Here is a 23272-nt window from a genome sequence, read left to right on the forward strand (position 1 = left end):
CACTGCGGGAACGACGAGAACGGGGTGCCGCGTCCGCGCGGCACCCCGTTCTCGTCGGTTCGTTCGATCAGACGCCGGCGGTCCGGCGCTGGTGCAGCCAGAGCAGCGGTCCACTGGCCAGGTAGCCCACCACGATCAGCGCGAAGGTGAGCCGGACGTCGATCAGCGCACCGGTCACCGGCACCAGCCACACCCACGGCGGCAGCTTGACCAGGCGGGCGAGCTTGGCGTACGGGAAGCTGGAGACCATGGTGAAGGCCAGCAGGGCGACCCCGGCGACCTGGAGCACCGCCGGCACCTCCAGGCCGATGGCCACACCGAGGGCGAGCACCGCGGCCGCCATCGTGGTGGGGACGCCGCAGAAGAACCGGCCGTCCTTCGGCGAGACGTTGAACCGGGCCAGTCGGATCGCGGCGCAGGCGGCGACGAGTGCGGCGGCCACCGCTGCGGCGGCCGTGGGGGCCGACCCGGCGAGCGAGGCGTAGACCACCACCGGGGCGGCGAGCCCGAACGAGCACATGTCGGCCAGCGAGTCCATCTGCGCGCCGAACGGGCTGGCCACACCGAGCCGGCGGGCGAGCAGGCCGTCGAGGCCGTCGAAGGCCACGCAGGCGATCAGCAGCAGCGCGGCGAGCCGCACCTCGCCGTGCATGGCGACGAAGATGGCGTTGATGCCGAGCACCAGGCTGGCCAGGGTGCAGGCGTTGACGAGTGCGAACTTCAGCCGCCGACCGACGGTGCGCTCACCGGGGAGCAACGGGATGGTCGCCGTCGGTGATTCGTCGACAGGTACCGGACGGACGGTGGGGGGCACCGCCGGGCTGACCGGAGCGATCGTCGTCGCCTCGGCACCGACGGTGCGGCCCAGGCTGTATCGGCGGCGTGGCCGGTCGACGTGGCGGTGCTCGGGCAGGACCAGGTCGGTCCCGGTGGACGAGTCGCCGTTCTGGCGACCCACCCGGACCAGGAGTACCTGTCGGGCGAACGTGCCGCTGCGGCGCAACCTGCCCGCCCAGCGACGCCCTGCGGGACGCGGACTGTCGGTCGTACGACGCCGGCGCCATGGGGCTCTCGGCACGGTTCCTCCATCACCGGATCGACTCACCGTCACGAGGACGGGATGGTCCGGCTCTTCTCGTGCCGGACCGCTTGCTGGCCCGGCAGCCGTTTCGCGGAGTACACAATTGCACAGGGGAACGGGGGTTGGCGATAGCTGCCGGCGGTACTTGTATCTCCCTTAAACCGCGCCGACCGCCCTCTTGTTCCCGTCTATGGCGATATCATCCATTTGGGCGGGCTGCCTCGGTCTGCGGCAGATGACCCACCTGCTACTTCTATCCGTCGGTGGTGCGCTTCCTGGCTTGACGGATAGTTACCCAGGTCGGCGGAGTTCAACCACTTTGCCGCTGGATAGCCGTTTCGCGCATTAACTTCACCTACCGACTCTACCGGAGAGCACCACGGCCGGCGCATCGGGTGTCAGCTATGCGGCTTAACGCCCGGTTAGTCGGGCTGCCACCTCGGTCAATGAGAGGGTAGCGATCTGATTCGGGGCGAACCACGCGGCCCGCGCGGTCGAACCTCCCGCCGCTTCGGTCACCACCGCCTCGGTCGGCTCGTCCACGACCATCCGGTACACGACCCGGACACTGTGCCAGTTCATCGGCCGCCCCTCCGGACCCATCGCCCTCGGGTTGTGCAGGTTGTCCACGTCCACCATCTCGACCACCCGACCGACCTGCCCGGTCTCCTCCACCAACTCCCGCAGGAGGGCCGCGATCGGCTGCTCACCGTGGTCGGTGCCACCACCGGGCAGGTGCCACCGCCCCGCGCTCGGGTACCCATCGGCGATCATGGTGAGCAGCATCCGTCCGGCGGGGTCGGTGACCAGCCCGTACGCGGCGAACCGCTGCCCCCGGTCGTGCTCCCCGGCCGGCACGGCCGCCGGAGAGGACTCCGGCGTCGGCGACGCCGGAGCGACAGGCAAGTCGAACAGCTCGACGACGAACGGCATCAGCGGCAGACGGGACGCCTCGGCGGGGGTGCACCAGGCCACGTCCGGGTGCCTGTCGGACGGGACCCCGGATCCGTCCGGCCGGACCGTCACCTCGAAGACCACCCGGTCGGTGTGCACCGCGCGATCGGCCACGTGGGCCACGTCCGCCACTGCGGCGTGCACCCCGCCGACCTCGACGGGAAGCCCGGTCTGTTCGACGAACCGGCGTGCCAGGGTGTGCGACGGGTGCTCGGCGTGCTGCACGGTTCCCCCGGGCAGGCCCCACGCCCCGGGAAAGAGGGAGTCGTCGGCCCCGCGCACCAACAGCACGTGGTCACCGTCACGACACAGTCCGTAGGATCCGATCCGTCGTTCCCGCGTACCCACAGTGAACCCTCCCCGCCCGTCCCACCTCGTCGATCATGAGGCTAACCACAGATGGGCCGGCGTGCCGCCCGGTCGGCCCCACACCCAACGAGTGGGGAGGGAGGGGACAGGCGGGGAGGGAGGCCAGGGTGTCAGGTCAGCCGGGCCGCCTGCACCGCCTCGGCGGTGACCTCGGTGAGGCGGTCGGAGGGCAGCGCCCCCAACTCCTCCCGACCGAACCAGCGCGCCTCGCAGGTGGAGCCGCCGACATCGGTCACGACGGGTGGGGCCGGCTGGTCGACCATCACCCGGTAGAAGGCGCGGACGCCGTGCCAGTCGATCGGGTAGCCCTCCGGGCCGAGGGAGGCGGCGTCCCGGTGGCTGGCCACCCCGAGCAGCTCGACCAGGCGGCCGGTCTGCCCGGTCTCCTCGACGAGCTCCCGGATCAGCGCCGCTCCCGGCTGCTCGCCGTAGTCGGTGCCGCCGCCGGGCAGGTGCCAGCAGCCCGCCCCGGGGTAGCCGTCGGCCACCCGGGTGAGCAGCACCCGACCCGCCGGGTCGGTCGCCACCGCGTACGCGGCGAACCGCTGCGCCCGGTGCAGCCCGTCCGGACCGGGAACCGCGTAGAAGGACGGGAAGTCGGGAGCCTCGTCGGGCACCACGTCGACCGAGCTGGTCGACAGGCCCAGGGCGCGGGCGGTGAACGAGCGCAGCGGCAACAGCCGGGCCTCGTCGAGGGTGAACCAACGGGCCAGGTCGGTAGGCCGGTCCACCCGGTCGGTCAGGGTGCCACCACGGACCGAGACCCGGTAGATCAGCCGGTCGGTGTGGATGGTGATCGCCCGCTCGGGCAGCGCCCGCATGTCGGCCAGGACGTCGGAGAGGCCGGAGACGGCGACCGAGAGCCCGGTCTCTGCCGCGGTCTCCCGGACGACGGTGTGGTTCGGGTCCTCGCCGTGGTCGACGGCGCCGCCGGGCAACGACCAAGTGCCGGGGGTGCCGGAGCGCTCTGATGCGCGGACCAGCAACACCCGGCCGACTGAGTCAGCACAAACTGCGTATGCCGCGATCTTGCGGAGCGGCTCCAGCATGGTGGTCACGAGGGGAAATTCTCCCCGGACCGCGTTACCGCGGCGGAAAAGAGTCGGATTCCTGACGTAACGCTGGTCAGAGGGAATAGATCAGGGTACGGCCCACCCGACTCCGGGTCGGCTCAGGGTACGGATCCGGGCAGTCACCGAGGTCGTGACGCCCCGTGCGGGGCACCGTGGAGACATGACTTCTCCACACTCCGCTCAGGCCCCGTACAAGCAGCTCCGCCGCCCGACCACCGACCGGATGGTGGCCGGGGTGGCCAGTGGGCTCGGCCGCTACTTCGCCGTCGACCCGACCCTCGTCCGGGTGGTCTTCGCGGTGGCGACGATCCTGACCGGGGGCCTCGCCGCCCTCGCGTACCCGGTCCTGTGGTTCCTGATGCCCGAGGAGCCGACCGGTGCGCCGGCCTGGCCGCACTCGACGTACCCGGCGGGATCGGCCCCGGGGTTCCCCCCGCCGCAGCCCCACCCCGCCTGGCCGACGCCCCCGCCGGACCCGGCATCCGCGCCGACCGCCACGGCTGACGCCACGTCCACCACGGCACCGCCCGAGGGACCGGCTAGGACGGCCTGACCCGCCCGGGGAGGGTCACTCCCACTCGATGGTGCCCGGAGGCTTGCTGGTCACGTCCAGGACGACCCGGTTCACCTCGGCGACCTCGTTGGTGATCCGGGTCGAGATCCTCGCCACCAGCTCGTAGGGCAGCCGGGACCAGTCGGCGGTCATCGCGTCCTCGCTCGACACCGGGCGCAGCACCACGGGATGCCCGTAGCTGCGCCCGTCACCCTGCACCCCGACGCTGCGGACGTCGGCCAGGAGCACCACGGGGAACTGCCAGACCCCCCGGTCCAGGCCGGCGGCGGTCAGCTCCTCCCGGGCGATCAGGTCGGCACGACGCAGCAGGTCCAGCCGTTCCTGGTCCACCGCGCCGATGATCCGGATGGCCAGCCCGGGGCCGGGGAACGGGTGCCGCCAGATCATCGCCTCGGGCAGCCCCAGCTGGAGGCCGAGCGCCCGGACCTCGTCCTTGAACAGCGTCCGCAACGGCTCCACCAGGGCGAACTTCAGGTCCTCCGGGAGGCCCCCGACGTTGTGGTGGCTCTTGATGTTGGCGGTACCGCTGCCCCCGCCGGACTCCACCACGTCCGGGTAGAGCGTGCCCTGCACCAGGAACTCGACGTCACCGTGCGCGGCGACCTCCCGGGCGGCGGCCTCGAAGACCCTGATGAACTCCCGGCCGATGATCTTCCGCTTCTGCTCCGGGTCGGTCACCCCGGCCAACGCGTCGAGGAACCGGTCGGCCGCGTCGACCACCTTCAGCTTGATCCCGGTCGCCGCGACGTAGTCCTTCTCGACCTGCTCGGCCTCGCCCGCGCGCAGCAGTCCGTGGTCGACGAAGACACAGGTGAGCTGGTCACCGATGGCCTTGTGGACCAGGGCGGCGGCGACCGCGGAGTCGACCCCGCCGGAGAGGGCGCAGATGACCTCCTTGTCGCCGACCTGCGCCCGGATCTGGGCGACCTGGTCGTCGATGATGTTCTCCGGCGTCCAGGTCGGCTCGATGCCCGCGATGCCGTACAGGAAGCGGGTCAGCATCTCCTGGCCGTACGCGGTGTGCCCGACCTCCGGGTGGAACTGGACCCCGGCCCGACGCCCGGCGACGTCCTCGAAGGCGGCGACCGGCGCACCGGCCGACTCGGCGGTCACCACGAACCCGTCGGGGGCCTCGGTCACGCAGTCGCCGTGGCTCATCCAGACCGGGAGGTCGGCAGGCAGCTCACGGAGCAGGACGCCGGCCTCGGCACGGGGGTGCAGCGGGGTGCCGCCGTACTCCCGGCCGCCGGTCCGCGCGACGGTGCCGCCGAGGGCCAGGGCCATCGCCTGGAAGCCGTAGCAGATGCCGAAGACCGGCACGTCGGCGGTGAACATCGCGGCGTCGACCTGCGGGGCGCCCGGCGCGTAGACGCTGGACGGCCCCCCGGACAGGATGATCGCCGCCGGGTCCTTCGCCAGCATCTCGGCGACCGGCATGGTGTGCGGGACGATCTCCGAGTAGACCTTCGCCTCGCGTACCCGCCGTGCGATGAGTTGGGCGTACTGGGCTCCGAAGTCCACCACGAGGACGGGACGAGGCGTGCTCATGCGCAGGAAGCCTACCGACAGTCACCCCGGCACCGACCACGGGCTCCCCGCTTTCGGCACGTCCCGACCCACCCGACCCGGCGGGCCCGTTCGACCCGACCCGACGGGCTCGTTGAGAAGGGTGCCCCTCGATACCGTCGGCGGCGACCGGGGCACTTCCGTCACTAGCGGGGTTGGGGGTGGGTGGGGCGGCGGGTGCCGTACAGCCAGGGGTCGAAGACGTCGTCGAGCTGCTTGCCGGAGATCCGTTCGGCGAGGGCCACGAACTCGTCGGTGGTGGCGTTGGCGTCGCGTTTCTCCGCCGCCCAGGTCTTGAGGATCCGGAAGAACGCGTCGTCACCGACGGCCAGCCGGAGCGCGTGCACGGTCATCGCGCCCCGCTGGTAGACCGACTCGCTGAACAGGTTCTCCGGGCCGGGCCGACCGGGCGGGGTGCTCCACAGCTGCGGGGACGCCTCGGCGTAACGGGCGTCGAAGGTCTGCTGCACGCGGGGGCCGCCGTCGTGTTCCCTCCAGAGCCATTCGGCGTAGGTGGCGAAGCCCTCGTTGAGCCAGATGTCGGACCACCTGGTCAGCGCCACGCTGTTGCCGAACCACTGGTGGGCCAGCTCGTGGACGACGACCTCGACGTTGCTGCCCTGGGCGAAGAAGCTCGGCCCGTAGACCGGGCGGGACTGGGTCTCCAGCGCGTACCGGATCCTGTGGTCGGCGATCGCCACCCCGCCGTACGCCTGCACCGGGTACGGGCCGAAGAGGGTCTCCAGGTAGTCGGCGACCCGTACGGTGGCGGCGATCGACTCGTCGGCCGGCCCCTTCGGCAGGCCGGTGCTGACAGCGTGGTAGACCGGCCGACCCTTGTGCTCGCCGGTGCTCACCCGGAACCGGCCGATCACCACGGTGCTCAGGTAGCTGGCCATCGGGACCCGCTCGGCCCACTTCCAGGTGGTCCAGCCGTCGGCACTGCTGCGGCCCTGCGGTACGCCGTTGCTGACAGCGGTGAGCCCCTCCGGGACGGTGATCTCGAAGTCGTACGTGGCCTTGTCGGAGGGGTGGTCGTTGACAGGGAACCAACTGCTCGCCGACTCGGGCTGGCCGAGGGCGATCGCCCCGTCGACGGTGTGCAGCCAGCCGCCCTCGCCGAGGGTCTCGTTCTCGATCGGCTGCGGCCTGCCCGCGTAGGTGACCTCGGTGCGGAACCCGGTGCCGGTGCGGAGTCCGGCGGCCGGGGTGACCACCAGTTCACTGCCCTCCTGCCGGTGCCGGGCGTCGGCGCCGTCCACGGTGACCTTCGAGACGGTGAGCCCGGACAGGTCCAGGTTGAACGACGACAGGTCGGCGACGGCGGTGGCCTCGATGGTGGTGGCACCGGTGAGCCGCTCGTCGGCCGGGTCGTAGCGGACCCGGACCGTGTACCTGTCGACGTCGTACCCCCCGTTGCCGTAGGTGGGGAAGTAGTCGTCGCCGATCCCGGCGGCTCCGGGCCGGAAGTCCGGGGACGAGGGTGCGCCGGACGGCCCGTCCCGGCGCTCGGGTGCCGACTGGCATCCGCCCACCAGGAGCGCCCCGGTCAGGAGCAGGCCGACGGCCCGTCGGGTACCGCGTCGGGTCACACCCATGGATCCTCCCGTGAAAGCAGTCCGGCCGATCCTCCCGTGCGGGCAGTCCGGCCGGTCCTCCCGGTCAGCCTAGGCGGGGTCGGGACGTCGGTCGGGGATGGACAGGCCGTAGCAGACCCCCTCCACCAGGCTTTCGTCGAAAAATACAAAAGTTTGCCCTGCTGAGTTCTTTCTTTTCGCGGGGCACCGAAGTTAAGGTCTGACCCCAAGATGTAACGCGGACGCAACACTCCTCACGCGCTACGACGACCTTGGCCAGCGCCCGGTCGCCCCTTCCCCCGAGGGGCGGCACACGTCCACCCGTGGCGGCGAGTGGACTCATACCCCCGAACCTCTCCTCCTCGCGGACCGACGGTCCCCACCGGACACTCCGGGGACCTCGACGGCGCTTCGGCGGCGCCGTCCGACGGATCCGCCGCACACCTGGTGTTCTCCACCGACGGCGGCTCGCCGTCACGGACGCTCGACGGCCTCCCGCCGTCTAGGAAGGTGCAACGATGCCGGACCCCCAGCTCTCCCACGACCCCGTCACGCAGAACTCCGACGGTCGGCTCAGTCGTCGTAAGCTCCTCGCCGCCTCGGCCGGGGCCGCCGCCGCCATCGGTGCCGTCGGCATGCCGGTGCTCGGCACCGCCGCACCCGCCCTCGGCGCGACCCGCAAGACCGACCCGGACACCGGCAGCAGCGGCCTGCGGGCCGCCCCGCTGATCCCGGGCAACAACCGGGGCATCATCCTGTACTCGGTCCGGGACCGGATCTCCGCCGCCCCCGACGACAGCGGGGTCCCGTACGGCTTCGAGCGGGTCCTCGCCCGCCTCGCCGAGATCGGCTACAAGGAGATCGAGTTCGCCGGTTTCACCCAGAACACCAACATCCTGGGTCGACAGATCACCCCGGCCGAGATCCGCAAGATCCTGGACGACAACGGCCTGGTCGCCAACGGCTGCCACGTCTCCATCAACCCGAGCACCTTCCAGCAGCAGCTCGACATCGCCGAGACGCTGGGGATGAAGAACCTCGGCACCGGCAGCGCCCCGACCAACAGCGCCTACAAGGCCGACTGGGACGCCCAGGCCGACATCTGGAACGAGCTGGGCCGCCAGGCACGCTCCCGGGGGATGCGGCTCTACACCCACAACCACGACGCCGAGTACAACTTCCTCATCGACTCCGGCCCCCGCAACTCGGCCGGGCAGCAGACCCGCTCCTCCGGCATCCGCCGGCTGGAGTACTTCTTCGGGCAGACCGACCCCCGGTACGTCTTCTTCGAGATGGACATCTACTGGGCGTACGTGGCCCGGTTCAAGCACCAGAAGTTCATCAACCCCAACGGGGTGGAGAAGACCAGCCTCTTCGACCCGATCCTGACCGTGGCCGACCGGTCCCGCCGGTTCCCGCTGTTCCACGCCAAGGACGGCGCCCGCCGCCCCGACCTCGCCAACGGACACGAGATGACCCCCTTCGGCGAGGGCGACATCAACTTCCAGCAGTTCTTCCAGACCATCGGCGAGCGGCACTTCCGCAGCGCCAACTGGGAGATGGACACCGCCCCCGGCGGCAGCGAGAACCAGGGCCAGTCGCTGGCGATCGCCGCGACGAGCTACCAGAACCTCTCGGACCTCACCATCTACCTGCCCAAGTGATCCCCGGTGGGGGCCGGTCCACCGGCCCCCACCCGGGTCGGGCCGCCCGTCTCCGGACGAGGCGCCCCCTCCAGTTCCCGCGCTGATCGGCGGCACGCGCGGGCACCGACGACGTACCGCACGGCGGCGGTCCGCGTCGTCAGTCCAGGTTCACCCCTCGCAACCGCGCCACCGGCCCCCGCGCCGGTACTTCCGCGCGCCTGCCTACCCCCGGAGGCACCATGAAAGTCTCGACCGGCCGACGATGGCTCGCCGTCGCCGCTGGGTTCATGCTCGCCGTATCGCTCGTACCCGCCACCACCGCCGCCGCCGCCAACCCGGAGTCGGACACCCCGCCCGAGGACATGGTCGCCGCCGAGAACGGCCCGGCCGCGCTCCGCTCCGACGTCAGGGCACCGGAGAGCTTCGGTGTCCTGGTCTTCACCAAGACCGCCGGTGAGCGCCGGGCCTCCATCAGGGACGGCTCGCTCCTGCTGCGCAACCTCGGCAAGAACAACGGCTTCGACGTCACTGTCAGCGAGGACGCCGGCCTCTTCACCGCCGACGAGCTGGTGAAGTACCGGGCGATCGTCTTCCTCAACACCAGCGGCGACATCCTGAACTCGGCCCAGGAGGCCGCCTTCGAGGAGTACATCAAGACCGGTGGCGGGTTCGTCGGCATCCACTCCGCCGCCGAGACCGAGCCGGACTGGCAGTTCTACCAGGACCTGATCGGGGCGAAGGCCACCGGCAAGTCCTCGGTCACCGAGGCGATCATCGACGTGGCGGACCGGGCCCACCCGGCCACCGAGACCCTGCCGCGTCAGCTCCAGCACACCGACCAGTGGTACAACTTCTCCACCAACGTCCGGGGCAAGGCGCACGTCCTGGCCACCCTCGACGAGGCCAGCTACACCGGTGGCACGATGGGCTTCGACCACCCGATCACCTGGTGCCAGGACTACCAGGGCGGGCGGTCCTTCTACACCGGTCTGGGCCACACCGGGGACACCTTCCGGTACAACCCCTTCCGCAAGCAGATCCTCGGTGGCATCCGGTGGGCGGCCGGAGTGGTCGAGGGCGACTGCGGCGCCACGGTGTGGGCCAACTACGAGAAGGTCACCCTCAACGACGAGCCCGGCGAGCCGATGAACCTGTCGGTGCTTCCCGACGGCCGGGTCCTGCACAGCACCCGGGGCGGCGAGGTCCGGCTCTACGACCCGGCCACCGGCGCCAGCCCGGTGATCACCACCATCCCGGTCTACACCCACGACGAGGACGGCCTCCAGTACGTCACCATCGGGCCGGACTTCGCCAAGGACAAGTGGGTCTACATCTACTACTCCCCGAAGATCCCGGGCACCAACGAGGGCACCGCTCCGGCCACCTCGAACGACCCGACCGCGTGGGACGCGTACAAGGGCTGGAACCAGCTCTCCCGGGTGAAGTTCGTGGAGGAGCCGACCCCCCGCCTCGACCTGAGCACCGAACAGCAGATCCTGCGGGTGGACGTCGACCGGGGTGCCTGCTGCCACGTGGCCGGCGAGATCCGGTTCGACGGCAAGGGCCTGCTCTACCTGGTCACCGGGGACGACACCAACGCCGCCGGGTCGGACCAGTACACCCCGATCCTGGAGATGCCCACCCAGGGTCCGGCCTACGACGCCCAGCGTTCCTCGGCCAACACCAACGACCTCCGGGGCAAGGTCATCCGGATCAAGATGAAGGCCGACGGGACGTACAGCATCCCGCGCGGCAACCTCTTCCCGGAGGGTACGGCGAAGACCCGCCCGGAGATCTTCCTGATGGGTCTGCGCAACCCCTTCCGGTTCGACGTCTCCGACAACGGCTTCGTCTACATCGGTGACTACTCCCCCGACGCCCGGCTCCCCCACCCGGACCGTGGCCCGGAGGGCACCGGCAGGTGGATCGCCACCAACAAGGCGGGCAACTACGGCTGGCCGTACTGCAACACCCCGGACCAGCCGTACATCGACTTCGACTTCGCCACCCGTACGCCGAAGGGGGCCTTCGACTGCGCCGCCCCGATCAACGACTCGCCGCGCAACACGGGTCTGCGGGAGCTGCCGAAGGTCGAGCCGGTGCAGTTCTGGTACACCTTCAACGCCACCACCCCGTGTCCCGAGGCGTACCTCCAGAACCCGGCCCAGGCCTGTGACTTCACGTGGCCGGTGATCGGCACCGGTGGGGTCGGCCCGATGGGCGGCCCGATCTACAAGTACGACAGGGACTCGACCTCCGAGGTCAAGTTCCCCGAGTACTACGACAACGCCGTGGTCTTCGGCGAGTTCACCCGCGACAAGTTCTTCATGATGCGGACCAACGGCCGGGACCGGCTCTTCGACGTGGAGTCCTTCGTCCCGAACACCCCGTTCAGCAGCCCGATGGACATGGAGTTCGGCCCGGACGGGTCCCTCTACGTCCTGGAGTACGGCAAGGGCTTCTTCCGGGCCAACCCGGAGGCCCAGCTCTCGGTGATCCGGTACGTCAAGGGCACCCGGGCCCCGGTGGCCGACCTCCAGGCCAGCCCGACCTCGGGGCAGGCCCCGCTGACCGTCAACTTCGACGCGACGGCCAGCTACGACCCGGACCCGGGTGAGTCGATCTCCTTCGCCTGGGACTTCACCAGCGACGGCACTGTCGACTCGGCCGACCCGGTCACCTCGTTCACCTACACCGAGAACGGCACCTACACCGCCCGGTTGACGGTGACCGACTCCAGCGGGAAGACCGCGGTGCTGACCCGACAGATCACCGTCGGCAACACCGCCCCGACGGTGACCGTCACCTCGCCCATCCCGGGCAGCCTGTTCAACTGGGGTGACGACGTCCCGTACGTGGTCACCGTGACCGACCCCGAGGACGGGACGATCGACTGCTCCCGGGTCACCGTCACCTTCGTCCTCGGCCACGACGACCACGGCCACCCGGACGGCTCGGTGACCGGATGCACCGGCACCATCCCGACCCCGGCCGACGGGGCCGACCACGCCGGCAGCTACCTCTACGGCGGGCTCAGCGCCTCCTACACCGACCTCGGTGGGGGCGGTCAGGGACCGTTGACCGGCACCGGCCAGACCATCATCCAGCTCTACCGTCAGCAGGCCGAGTTCGCCCAGATCAAGCAGGGCGTGGGAGTGGGCAACACCGCCGACGCCGGGGGCGGCCAGCACGTCAACGGCATCGACCCGGGTGACCACATCGCGATGGACCCGATCAACCTGGGCGGGGTCACCTCGATCACCCTGCGGCACTCCGGCGGGTCGGCCGCCACCGCCGGTCAGCCCCGGGCCCAGGTCGAGCTGCGACTCGACGCACCCGACGGGCCTCTGGTGGGCACCGCGAACCTGAACGCCACCACCGGCAACAACGCGTTCACCAGCACGGACGTCGCGGTGAACCAGCCGGCCGGCTCACACAAGCTCTACTTCGTCTTCCGGGGCGTCGAGGGCGGGCCGACCAGCAACCTGTTCAACTTCAACTGGGTCAACTTCAACACCGACTGACCCCCGAGGTACGACGAGGACCGGCCCCCGCCACAGTGGCGGGGGCCGGTTCCGTTCGTCTTCCCTGGTCGGCGGACCGGAGGTCGGCGGACCCGCCCGAGGCGGACCGTCGGAGGTCGACGGCCCCGTCCGGGTCGAGCCGCAGGTCAGCGGTCCAGGACCAGGCCGACCTTCTGGAACTCCTTGAGGTCCCGGTAGCCGCACTTGGCCATCGCCCGGCGCAGCGCACCGAAGAGGTTGAGCTGGCCGTCCGGCTCGTCGGCCGGGCCGAAGAGCAGCTGCTCCATCGAACCGATCGGCTCACCGGCGACCTCGAACGCCCCCCGGGGCAGCGACGGGTGGCTGGCCGCCGAGTGCCACCAGGCACCCCCGGCCGGGGCCTCCGCGCAGAGCGAGAGGGGCTCGCCCAACATCACCGCGTCGGCCCCGCACCCCAGCGCCTTGGCGATGTCACCCGAGGTACGCAGGTCGCCGTCGGCGATCAGGTGCACGTACCGGCCACCGGTCTCGTCGAGGTAGTCCCGGCGGGCCGCCGCGGCGTCGGCGATCGCGGTGGCCATCGGCACCCTGATGCCCAGCACCGACTCGGTGGTCGACCACTCGTCCCCACCGGTGCCGATGATGACGCCGGCCGCCCCGGTCCGCATCAGGTGCAGGGCGGTCTTGTAGTCGGTGCACCCGCCGACGATGACCGGGAGGTCCAGGTCGGCGATGAACTCCTTGAGGTTCAGCGGCTCGTCGGTGGTGGAGACGTGCTCGGCGGAGACGATGGTCCCCTGGATGACCAGGATGTCCACCCCGGCGTCGAGGATCACCGGGGCCAGCGCCAGGGTGTGCTGGGGGGAGACCCGGACCGCCACGGTGCCCCCACCGGCGCGCAGCTCGCGTACCCGCTCGGCGATCAGGTCGGGGCGGATCGGCTCGGCGTACACCTCCTGGAGGCGCTTGGTGGCGCGGGCGTCCTCGCCCAGGGCGGCCAACTCCTCCAGGACCTTCGCCGGGTTCTCGTACCGGGTCCAGAGCCCTTCGACGTTGAGCACGCCGAGCCCACCGAGCTCGCCGAGCCGGACGGCCGAGGCCGGGCTCATGGTGGCGTCCGAGGGGTGCCCGACGCAGGGGATGGCGAAGGGGTACGCGTCGAGCTGCCACGCCGTGGAGACGTCGTCGACGTCCCGGGTACGCCGGCTCGGCACGATGGCGATGTCGTCCAGGTGGTAACCGCGCTGCGCGGTCTTACCCAGCCCGATCTCGACCACGTCACGCATGATGGGGGCTCCAGTTGTTCGTCGGGGTGGCGGTCAGCGGGAGTGGTAGTTGGGCGCCTCGACGGTCATCTGGATGTCGTGCGGGTGGCTCTCCTTGAGCCCCGCCGCGGTGATCCGGATGAGCTGGCCCCGCTGGTGCAGCTCGGCGATGCTCTCCGCGCCGACGTATCCCATGGCGGCGCGCAGCCCGCCGATGAGCTGGTGGGCGACCTGGGTCAGCGGGCCACGGTAGGGCACCTGACCCTCGACGCCTTCCGGGACCAGCTTGTCCTCGGCCAGGACGTCCTGCTGGAAGTAGCGGTCCTTGGAGTACGACTTGGCCTGACCACGGGACTGCATCGCGCCGAGCGACCCCATCCCCCGGTACGCCTTGTACTGCTTGCCGTTGATGATGATCAGGTCGCCGGGGCTCTCCTCGCAGCCGGCCAGCAGGCTGCCGAGCATCACCGTGTTCGCCCCGGCCACCAGGGCCTTGGCGATGTCGCCGGAGTACTGGATGCCGCCGTCGCCGATGACCGGGACCCCGGCCGGGCGGGCGGCCCGGGCCGCCTCCATGATCGCGGTGATCTGCGGCACCCCGACCCCGGCCACGATCCGGGTGGTGCAGATGGCGCCCGGCCCCACTCCGACCTTCACCCCGTCGACGCCCGCGTCGACGAGGGCCTTCGCCCCGGTGTACGTGGCGATGTTGCCGCCGACGACGTCGACGGTGACGTCCTTCTTGAGCCGGCGGACCATGTCGAGGACGGCCCGCTGGTGGCCGTGGGCGGTGTCGACGATCACCACGTCGACACCGGCGTCGACGAGGGTCCGGGCCCGCTTGTACGAGTCCTCCCCCACCCCGACGGCGGCGGCGACCCGCAGCCGACCTGCGTCGTCCTTGGTGGCGTTCGGGTACTGCTCGCTCTTGGTGAAGTCCTTCACGGTGATCAGGCCACGCAGCTTGCCGGAGCCGTCCACGATCGGCAGCTTCTCCACCTTGTGCCGGCGGAGCAGGCTCAGCGCGTCGTCCTTGCTCACCCCGACCGGGGCGGTGATCAGCGGCGTCCGGGTCATGATCTCGCGGACCGGGGTGGCCGGCTCGGAGACGAAGCGCATGTCCCGGTTGGTGACGATGCCCACGAGCTGCCCGTCACCGTCGACCACCGGGACCCCGGAGATCCGGTACCGCCCGCAGAGCTGGTCGACCTCCTGGAGGGTGTCGTCCGGGCTGGCCGTCACCGGGTTGGTGATCATGCCGGACTCGGAGCGCTTCACCAGGTCGACCTGGAGGGCTTGGTCCTCGACGGAGAGGTTGCGGTGCAACACGCCGATGCCGCCCATCCGGGCCATCGCGATCGCCATCCGCGCCTCGGTCACCGTGTCCATCGCGCTGGAGAGCAGCGGGACGGTGAGCTGCACGTTACGGGTGAGCTGGGTGACGGTGTTCACCCGGCTCGGCACCACGTCCGACTCGCCCGGCTGAAGGAGCACGTCGTCGAAGGTCAGACCGAGCGGCACCACCCGCGCCGAGCCGGCAGGCAGTTCCGGAAGGTGACCGCCCAGCTCGCCACTCTCGGCACCTGCGGCAACGTCGGGACCGGGCGAATTCTCCACGATTGCTCTCCTGAGCTGGTCGAACGGGCTTCAGCGAGGGGTGGTGAGGTGGTCCGCCGGGCCACCGGACCCCGCGCATCGCCTCATCGTACCCAGTGAGCTGCCCACCGCCTGTGGCGGCGGGTCCACCGAGGCTCGGGGGGTCGACGCCGCCGGGGGGCGGGCGTCCGGTCGGCGTTGGGTCTACGGTGAGGGGGTGCAAGACGAGCCCATCGACCCGTTCAACGGCGACCCGGCGGATCCGGCAGCCGGCCTGCACGATCCGGGCGACGACGCCCCCCTCGACCCGCTGACCGAGGTCGAGCGACAGGACGTACTGGAGGACCTGGCCGACCTGGAGATCTACCAGGCACTGCTGACGCCGATCGGGGTACGCGGGCTGGTGATCGACTGTGAGGACTGTCGTGAGCCGCACTACTTCGACTGGGACCTGCTCCGGGGCAACCTGCGGCACCTGCTCAACTCGGGGCGTCCCCGGGTGCACGAGCCGGCCTACGACCCGGATCCCGACCACTACGTGACCTGGGACTACGCCCGGGGGTACGCCGACGGCGTACACGACACCCTCTCCGAGGGCACCGAGGAGGACCCGCCGACGTCCGCCGACTGACCACCGACGGGCGGACCGCCACGGACGGCGGGCCGGTCACTGACGACCGGGCTGCCCAGGGACGGAGGCCGGTCACGGACGGACGGGCCGGTCACGGACAGCGGGCCGGTCACGGACGGGCTGCCGACGGGGTGGTCAGGCGACCAGACCGGCGCGGAAGCCGGCCGCCACCGCGTGCGCCCGGTCCCGGGCACCGAGCTTGCGGAAGAGCCGACGGGCGTGGGTCTTGACGGTGTCCTCGGAGACGAACAACTCCCGTCCGATCTCCGCGTTGCTCTTGCCCTCGGCCATCCCGAGCAGCACCTGGAGTTCCCGTTCGGTGAGCCCCACCGCGTTGCGACCGCCCCGTGGGGGCACGCCGGCGCGGGGGCGGGTGGGCTCGGTGACCCCCGACGAGGTGGTCCCCGACGAGGTGACCCCGGGTGGGGTCGGCTCGGCCTCGGCCTCGTCGTCGCCACGCTGCACGGGCACCACCGTCGGCGCTCCCGCCGTCGCCTCCGGGGCGGCAGGTGACCATCCGGGGCCACCGGCGGCCGGCGGCCGGCCACCCCTCGCCGCCGACCCGCCGACGGCGGCGGTGTCCCGCGACGGGTCGCCCACCCGGGGGCGGGCGCTGCGACCGGGCACGGCCAGCAGGAGCAGCGCCTTGGCCACCGCGCTGGTCAGGTCGTGGTCGGCGCCCTGGATCAGGCCCCGGGCACCGGCGCTGATGGTGGCCGCCGCCGCCTCACCCTCCTCCACCCCGAGCAGCAGGACGGCGGCCTGGGGGGCCCGGGCCAGCACCCGTCGGACGAACCCGGCACTGTCCGGCCGGGTCAACGCCGTGTCGGCCAGCACCACGTCGGCCGGTCGCTCGGTGAGCCGCAGCATCACCTCGGGATCGGAGACTGCGGTCCGGACGACGGAGGACAGACCGAGCCGGGCGGCGGCCGCCGCGAGGTGCTGGGCGGCGAGCGGTGTCCGAACGCACACGAGAACAGTACGCACTGTGTCTCCTCTCCGAGAACGAGCAGACCACGGCGACGTCCCGTCGGGAGGGGGTTCCCGGCAATCCTCGGAACTTTTCTGACTTTTCGGACAAATGCCGCGAGTAGCGAGAGGTTTTCGATCAGACACGTGTGAGCGGTGAGCAGCCCGGGTACCGGAGTGTCGAGCCGGGGACGGTGCGCCAGCGCGGCCCGCCGACCGGAGCCGGCCGGATACGAATTCGCGCGATGCCGCGCGGGAGGAGGGGTGCTGATGTCGAACGTACGCAGACTGCCCGGACCCATCGTCGACCTGTGGGACTGGCAGCGGCTCGGCTCCTGCCGGGGACGCGACAGCGCGCAGTTCTTCCACCCCGACGGGGAACGCGGCTCCTCCCGACTGCGCCGCGAGTCCGGTGCCAAGTCCGTGTGCCGCGCCTGCCCGGTACGGGCCGAGTGCGCCGCCCACGCCCTGTCGGTGCGCGAGCCGTACGGCGTCTGGGGCGGGTTCAGCGAGTCCGAGCGGCTGCGTCTGCTCGCCGTCGGCTGGGAGGACACCGCCGACCGGCGGCTGGCCCGGGTCGACGTCACCCGCCTGGAGGCCCGGCTGGGCGGCAGCCACAAGTCCGCGATGACCGGGACCGGCACCGTGCCCACCACCGCCGCGATCCCGGCCGGACCGACCGCCACCGTGCAGACGAGCGTGCCGGCCCCGGCGAACGTGCCCGCGCAGCCCACCGCCGTCTGACCACACGACGCCACCGGCGTCACACGTCGACCGAAGCGCCCCGGATCCCGGGGCGCTTCGTCGTGTCACCGGCCCCGGTGCCCGACACCGGTGTCGGCCCGGTGCCCGGCACCGGTGTCGGAGGGTTCTGCGAGGATCCGGCAGATGCGAATCGACATCGCGGATCCCCCGACGCTGTGGGCCCGGTGGGGTGCCCTCGCCGCCGCCCTGACCACCCTCGGCAACGACGACGTGTACTGGTGCGACGCGAACGGCGCCCACCATGACGACCACGGCGGCAACTGGGCCCGGCTGGTGCTCGTCGAGGGTGGCCGGGCGGTGCTCTTCGGCTACGACCACGAGTACAGCGACACCACCTGGGCGAGCCCTCCGCTCGACCTGCTCGCCGGGGCACCCGCCTGGCTGCCCTGGCCCGAGTTGACCCGGTACGCCGAGAGCGACGAGCTCGGCTACGTCTACTGGTACGACGACGGGTGGACCCGGGTGCCGTACCCGGACCCGTCCCTCGACGACGGTCTGCGGGCCTGCGCCCGGGCCGTCCTCGACGCCGAGCAGGCCCGGCGGGAACTCGGCGAGGTGGTCTTCGAGTGGGGCGGACACCACCCGACCGACGAGCCGACCGAACGGGCGGAGGTGACAGTCGAGGCCGACCGGCTGCTCGCCGCCGCCACCGCCGCCACCGTCGACGAGTCCGCCCTGGACCGGCTGCTCGGCCGGATCCGCCCCGGGGCCGCTGTCGATCCGGGTGCGGGAGCGGCGATGGCCGCCCGCTTCGGGCTCACCCCCACGACGGTGCCGCCGACGGTGGCCGCCGGCACCGAGGTCCCGGACCGGCTGGTCCGCGCCCTCAGCGACGACGGGCACGACGCACTGGTCTGGGCGGCGATGCGACAGGCCGTGGAGGCGGAGCGTCCCGCCCCGGCCGAGACCCCGGAGCTCGCCGCGCTCGTCGGGTGGGCCCGCGATCGCGCCCCGGCGGGTGACGGCCGGTGCTCGGTGACGTTCACGGTGACCGACGGGGCGCTGCGCCAGCACAGCGGCGGCACACCCCCGGCCGCCCGGCCCGACGAGGACCGGTGGGCGGTCTTCGAGGAGGCAGTGGAACGGGTACGCCGACTGCACCGGGCGGAGGCGGACCAGGAGCACGGCCGGTGGATCTTCCTCCGGGTCGAGACCACCGCCGACGACTTCACTGTCGAACGCCACTACGACTCGTGGCCCGCCGGACTCCCTGTCGACAGGCACGGCGGACCGGGGCGTACCGAGTTGCGGAAGGAGCTGGACCGACGGGGTCCGGCCTTCCGGCCCGCCTGGGGTGTCCTGCTGGCCCCGGAGGTCGCCTACCTCGGGCCACCGCCGCCCTTCACCGACCTGGTCTGACCTCCGGCACGGAAGAACCCCTCCTCGACCGGCGAGAAGGGGTTCTCCTACTGCACGAGGTACGGGTGGGTCAGAAGCCCGGCCCGTGCTGGTGGCCGTGGCCGTGCGAGTGGCCGTGGCCACCGGCGGCGGCCGGCTCGGCCTTCTCCGGCTTCTCCACCACCAGGCTCTCGGTGGTGAGCACCAGGCCGGCGATCGAAGCGGCGTTGGTGACCGCGTTGCGGGTCACCTTCACCGGGTCGATGATGCCGCTCTTGGCCAGGTCGACCCAGGAGTCGGTGGCGGCGTCGAGGCCGTTGCCCCACTCCTGGCCGACGACCTTCTGGACCACGACGTACCCGTCGTGACCGGCGTTCGAGGCGATCCACCGCAGCGGCTCGACGAGCGCGGAGCGCAGGATCGAGACACCGACCTTCTCGTCACCGGTGAAGCCGAGGTCGTCGGCGAGCACCGGCAGGATCTGCGCCAGGGCGGCACCGCCGCCGGGGACCGTACCCTCCTCGACAGCGGCCTTGGTCGCGGCGATGGCGTCCTCGATGCGGTGCTTGCGCTCCTTCATCTCGACCTCGGTCGCCGCCCCGGCCTTGATGACGGCGATGCCGCCGGAGAGCTTCGCGAGACGCTCGGAGAGCTTCTCCCGGTCCCAGTCGGAGTCGGTGGCCTCGATCTCCTTGCGGATCTGCGCGACCCGGTCGGAGACCTCCGAGGACTGCCCGCCACCGTCGACGATGGTGGTGGTCTCCTTGTCGACCACGATGCGCCGGGCAGAGCCGAGCACCTCCAGGCCGACCTGGTCGAGCTTGTGGCCCAGCTCCGGGGCGACCAGCTCGGCCCCGGTGGCGATCGCCAGGTCCTGGAGCATCGCCTTACGGCGGTCACCGAAGCCGGGGGCCTTGACCGCGCAGACCTTGACGGTCTTGCGCAGGGCGTTGACCACCAGGGTGGAGAGCGCCTGTCCCTCGACGTCCTCGGCGACGATCAGCAGCGGCTTGCTGTCGGAGAGCACCTTCTCCAGCAGCGGCAGCAGCTCCTCGATCGCCGAGATCTTCTGCGTGGTGATCAGGATGTACGCGTCTTCGAGGACGGACTCCTGGGACTCCGCGTCGGTGACGAAGTTGGGCGAGATGAAGCCCTTGTCGAACTGGAGACCCTCGGTCACGTCCAGCTCGGTGTGCAGGGCGGAGCCCTCCTCGACGGTGATCACACCGTCGCGGCCGACCCGCTCCATCGCCTCGGCGATCAGCTCGCCGATCGTGGCGTCCTGCGCGGAGATCGTCGCGACGTGCGCGATGGACTCCTTGCTGGAGACCTCCACCGCCCGGTCCAGCAGGGCCTCGGAGACCTTCTGCGCCGCGGCGTCCAGGCCCCGCTTCAGCCCGATCGGGTTCGATCCGGCGGTCACGTTGCGCAGACCCTCGCGGATCATCGCCTGGGCCAGCACGGTCGCGGTGGTGGTCCCGTCGCCGGCGACGTCGTTGGTCTTGGTCGCCACCTCCTTGACCAGCTGCGCGCCGAGGTTCTCGTACGGGTTGGTGAGCTCGATCTCCTTGGCGATGGTCACACCATCGTTGGTGATCGTCGGCGCACCGAATTTCTTGTCCAGGACGACGTTGCGCCCGCGCGGGCCGAGAGTGACCTTGACCGCGTCCGCGAGGGCGTTGACACCGTGCTCCAGCAGGTGCCGGGCGTCGTCCGAGAAGCTCAGGATCTTCGCCATCAATGTCCCTTCGAAGCGTCGCTGCCCCGGCCCGGCGAGCCGGACCGGGGCAGCGACACGGATCGGTTGCTTACTTCTCGATGACCGCGAGGACGTCGCGCGCGGAGAGGACCAGGTACTCCTCGCCGGCGTACTTGACCTCGGTGCCGCCGTACTTGGAGTAGAGGACGACGTCGCCGACCTGCACGTCGACCGGAACCCGGTTGCCCTTGTCGTCGATACGACCCGGGCCGACGGCGAGGACGGTGCCCTCCTGCGGCTTCTCCTTGGCGGTGTCGGGAATCACGATGCCCGACGCAGTGGTGGTCTCAGCCTCGTTCGCCTGGACCACGATCCGGTCCTCGAGCGGCTTGATCGCAACCTTGGTCGCGGTAGTCACGGGCATACCCTCCTGGGGTATTGAGTTTCGTAGCCGGTCGACAATCCGACCAGCGTCAATCTGCCACATGCCACCGGGCGGGGCCGTCGTCGCGGGTGTCGGTCCGCCTGGCGTTCAGCACCCCGACCGCAGGGGTCAGGATGCTGGCACCCTCAGGGTGAGAGTGCTAATCGCAGGTTATTCCTCGGCTAGCACTCCGTCAAGGAGAGTGCCAACGAGACCCCCGTCGTGTCCACCCCCGCCGCCCCCTCGACCACCGTCGCCAGGCTTTCGCCACTGATGACCGCACCACGCCGACGACCTCTCGCCAGAGCGTGACCGGATCCCTACCCTGCGACGCCAGAGCCGGTTGGACACCGACGGAGTCGACGGGACAGTCGGGGCTGACGGGTGGGGGCGTCGGCTGTCGACCGGCCCGCGACAATGGCCCGGTGGATCTGGAACAGCTCGCCGCGCTGCGTACCCCCGAGGGGTCGGCGGTGCTCGCCGAGGCCGCGCAGCTGGCCGGCGGTGACCCGCTGCACGCGGCGGCGGCGCTCCGCACGACGGGTGTCGCGCCCGGCCTCGCCGCCGCTGCACTGACCCAGGCCGAGCTGCGCCGTCGGGCGGTCGGGAAGTTCGGCCCGGCCGCCGCCGGGATGTTCCTCACCCGCCCCGGCCTGGAACAGGCCACCCGGGGGGTCGTCGCCCGGCGGCGGGCCGACCGGCTGCGGGCCGCCGGGGTGCGGACCCTCGCCGACCTCGGGTGCGGCCTCGGGGCCGACGCGCTCGCCGCCGCCCGCTCCGGCATCCGGGTGTACGGCGTGGAGGCCGACCCGCTCACCGCCGCGATGGCCGCCGCCAACGCCGAGGCCGCCGGGCTGGCCGGCATGTTCACGGTGACCTGCGGCGACGCCACCACCTTCGACGTGACCACCGTCGACGCGGTCTTCTGCGATCCGGCCCGCCGCCGGGGCGGCACCGGCCGACGGATCTTCGACCCGAACTCGTACTCCCCGCCCTGGGACTTCGTCACCGGGCTGGCCGAGCGGGTTCCCCACACGGTGGTCAAGGTGGCCCCGGGGATCGACCACGCGCTGATCCCGGCCGGTGCCGAGGCCGAATGGGTGAGCGTGGGCGGTGACCTGGTCGAGGCGGCCCTCTGGTGCGGCCCCCTCGCCGGGTTCCCCCGCCGCGCCACCCTCCTCGGCAAGGAAGGGCCCCCCGTCGACGCCGCCGGGTTGACCGGGGACGGGACGGCCGAGGCACCGGTCGGGCCGGTCGGTCGCTACCTGTACGACCCCGACCCCGCAGTGGTCCGCGCCCACCTGGTCGCCGAACTCTCCGCCGAACTGGGTGCCACCCTGGCCGACCCGACGATCGCCTACCTCTACGCCGACCGGGCGGTCGACACCCCGTACGCCCGGTGTCTGGAGGTCACCGACGTGCTGCCGTTCTCCCTCAAACGGCTCCGGAGCCTGCTGCGGGATCGGGGGGTCGGCCGGGTGGAGATCCTCAAGCGCGGGTCGGCCCTGGAGCCCGAGAAACTCCGCCGCGACCTGCGGCTCGCCGGTGACCTCCCGGCCAGCCTGGTGTTGACCCGGGTCGCCGCCGCCCCCACCGTCCTGGTCTGCCGTCCGGTCTGAGCCACCCACCGGCCGCCAGGGCACGGCGGACCGGGACACGGCCGGACACGGCCGGACACGGCCGGACACGGCGGGGCACGGCAGGGCCGGTATAGCGTGAGGGCATGGCGGGACGGGGTACGCCGGCGACGGCACTGTTGACCCGGCAGGGGATCACCCACCGCCTTCATCCGTACGACGTGTCGCCGGACGCGCCGCACTACGGGGCGTCGGTCGCCGAGGCGCTCGGGGTGCCCGGGGACCGGCTGTTCAAGACCTTGGTGGGTGAGGTCGACGGGGTCCTGGTGGTGGCCGTCGTACCGGTGACCGGCGAACTCGACCTCAGGAGGCTCGCGGCGGCGACGGGCGGCAAGCGGGCCGTCCTGGCCGAGCGGCCGGTCGCGGAGCGGGTCACCGGGTACGTCCGTGGCGGGATCAGCCCGCTCGGCCAGCGCCGACGGCTGCCCACGGTGGTCGACTCGTCGGCCCTGGACCGGGACACCGTGTACGTGTCGGCGGGGCGTCGGGGTCTCCAGGTCGAACTCGCCCCGACGGACCTGGTCGCCCTCACCGGGGCCACCGTCGCCCTCATCGCCGCCCCCGCCTGACCGGCCGTACGTCCCCACCGACGACCGTCGACGCCC

At 71.5% G+C, this 23272-nt stretch carries 17 protein-coding genes and 1 pseudogene; 8 read left to right on the forward strand and 10 right to left on the reverse strand.

Translation table 11 applies throughout. From position 1 onward, the window contains the following. Positions 1–67: 67 nt before the first annotated feature. The 3 genes from WHN02_RS01160 to WHN02_RS01170 form a co-directional block, all read right to left on the reverse strand. Positions 68–1003, reverse strand: a complete 936-nt coding sequence (locus WHN02_RS01160) for a CDP-alcohol phosphatidyltransferase family protein (RefSeq protein ID WP_434744120.1) — start codon at positions 1001–1003, stop codon at positions 68–70. Positions 1004–1492: 489 nt separating this feature from the next. Next, positions 1493–2383 carry an NUDIX hydrolase gene (locus WHN02_RS01165; protein ID WP_434741673.1) on the reverse strand — a complete coding sequence of 297 codons (891 nt, stop codon included), beginning with the start codon at positions 2381–2383 and terminating at the stop codon, positions 1493–1495. A 131-nt stretch (positions 2384–2514) separates the two neighbouring features. After that, complete coding sequence (locus WHN02_RS01170; RefSeq protein ID WP_350898450.1) at positions 2515–3462, reverse strand: NUDIX hydrolase; 948 nt, start codon at positions 3460–3462, stop codon at positions 2515–2517. A gap of 175 nt (positions 3463–3637) precedes the next feature. Here WHN02_RS01170 and WHN02_RS01175 point away from each other — a divergent pair, with 175 nt between their 5' ends. Beyond that, a complete protein-coding gene (locus WHN02_RS01175; protein WP_434741674.1) occupies positions 3638–4030 on the forward strand; it encodes a PspC domain-containing protein in 393 nt (130 codons plus the stop codon). A 15-nt stretch (positions 4031–4045) separates the two neighbouring features. On the opposite strand, the gene guaA is transcribed toward WHN02_RS01175, so the two are convergent. Continuing rightward, entirely contained in the window at positions 4046–5599 is a 1554-nt protein-coding gene (gene guaA / locus WHN02_RS01180) for a glutamine-hydrolyzing GMP synthase (protein WP_434741675.1), read from the reverse strand. A 164-nt stretch (positions 5600–5763) separates the two neighbouring features. Continuing rightward, a complete protein-coding gene (locus WHN02_RS01185) occupies positions 5764–7215 on the reverse strand; it encodes a M1 family metallopeptidase (RefSeq protein WP_434741676.1) in 1452 nt (483 codons plus the stop codon). A gap of 497 nt (positions 7216–7712) precedes the next feature. Between WHN02_RS01185 and WHN02_RS01190 the strand changes: the two genes are divergently transcribed. After that, the gene (locus WHN02_RS01190; protein WP_434741677.1) at positions 7713–8858 is read left to right on the forward strand and encodes a sugar phosphate isomerase/epimerase family protein; all 1146 of its coding nucleotides are present in this window, start codon (positions 7713–7715) and stop codon (positions 8856–8858) included. 221 nt (positions 8859–9079) lie between these two features. Then, entirely contained in the window at positions 9080–12364 is a 3285-nt protein-coding gene (locus WHN02_RS01195) for a ThuA domain-containing protein (protein ID WP_434741678.1), read from the forward strand. 146 nt (positions 12365–12510) lie between these two features. On the opposite strand, the gene WHN02_RS01200 is transcribed toward WHN02_RS01195, so the two are convergent. Together WHN02_RS01200 and guaB are read right to left on the reverse strand one after the other, a co-directional pair. Further along, positions 12511–13629: a GuaB3 family IMP dehydrogenase-related protein gene (locus WHN02_RS01200; RefSeq protein ID WP_350898444.1), complete on the reverse strand. Its 1119-nt coding sequence runs from the start codon at positions 13627–13629 to the stop codon at positions 12511–12513. Positions 13630–13662: 33 nt separating this feature from the next. After that, on the reverse strand, positions 13663–15225 hold the full coding sequence (gene guaB, locus WHN02_RS01205; RefSeq protein WP_434741679.1) for an IMP dehydrogenase: 1563 nt from the start codon (positions 15223–15225) through the stop codon (positions 13663–13665). 196 nt (positions 15226–15421) lie between these two features. Here guaB and WHN02_RS01210 point away from each other — a divergent pair, with 196 nt between their 5' ends. Then, the gene (locus WHN02_RS01210) at positions 15422–15835 is read left to right on the forward strand and encodes a DUF5319 domain-containing protein (protein ID WP_434741680.1); all 414 of its coding nucleotides are present in this window, start codon (positions 15422–15424) and stop codon (positions 15833–15835) included. A gap of 135 nt (positions 15836–15970) precedes the next feature. Here the strand turns inward: WHN02_RS01210 and WHN02_RS01215 are convergent, their stop codons facing one another. After that, the gene (locus WHN02_RS01215) at positions 15971–16822 is read right to left on the reverse strand and encodes a response regulator transcription factor (protein WP_434741681.1); all 852 of its coding nucleotides are present in this window, start codon (positions 16820–16822) and stop codon (positions 15971–15973) included. Positions 16823–17074: 252 nt separating this feature from the next. Between WHN02_RS01215 and WHN02_RS01220 the strand changes: the two are divergent. After that, positions 17075–17434: pseudogene (locus WHN02_RS01220) on the forward strand (WhiB family transcriptional regulator); the annotation flags it as partial. Positions 17435–17692: 258 nt separating this feature from the next. After that, complete coding sequence (locus WHN02_RS01225; protein ID WP_434741682.1) at positions 17693–18928, forward strand: hypothetical protein; 1236 nt, start codon at positions 17693–17695, stop codon at positions 18926–18928. Between the two features lie 70 nt (positions 18929–18998). Here WHN02_RS01225 and groL read toward each other — a convergent pair whose 3' ends face one another. Continuing rightward, positions 18999–20645 (reverse strand): chaperonin GroEL, encoded by a 1647-nt coding sequence (gene groL, locus WHN02_RS01230; protein ID WP_434741683.1) that lies wholly within the window; start codon positions 20643–20645, stop codon positions 18999–19001. A gap of 70 nt (positions 20646–20715) precedes the next feature. Continuing rightward, positions 20716–21030 carry a co-chaperone GroES gene (groES, locus tag WHN02_RS01235; RefSeq protein ID WP_350899742.1) on the reverse strand — a complete coding sequence of 105 codons (315 nt, stop codon included), beginning with the start codon at positions 21028–21030 and terminating at the stop codon, positions 20716–20718. A gap of 425 nt (positions 21031–21455) precedes the next feature. Between groES and WHN02_RS01240 the strand changes: the two genes are divergently transcribed. Both WHN02_RS01240 and ybaK read left to right on the forward strand, forming a co-directional pair. Beyond that, entirely contained in the window at positions 21456–22649 is a 1194-nt protein-coding gene (locus WHN02_RS01240) for a THUMP-like domain-containing protein (RefSeq protein ID WP_434741684.1), read from the forward strand. 104 nt (positions 22650–22753) lie between these two features. After that, positions 22754–23236 (forward strand): Cys-tRNA(Pro) deacylase, encoded by a 483-nt coding sequence (ybaK, locus tag WHN02_RS01245; RefSeq protein WP_434741685.1) that lies wholly within the window; start codon positions 22754–22756, stop codon positions 23234–23236. Positions 23237–23272: the final 36 nt, after the last annotated feature.

Source organism: Micromonospora sp. SH-82, assembly GCF_051132485.1.
Classification (GTDB): Bacteria; Actinomycetota; Actinomycetes; order Mycobacteriales; family Micromonosporaceae; genus Micromonospora.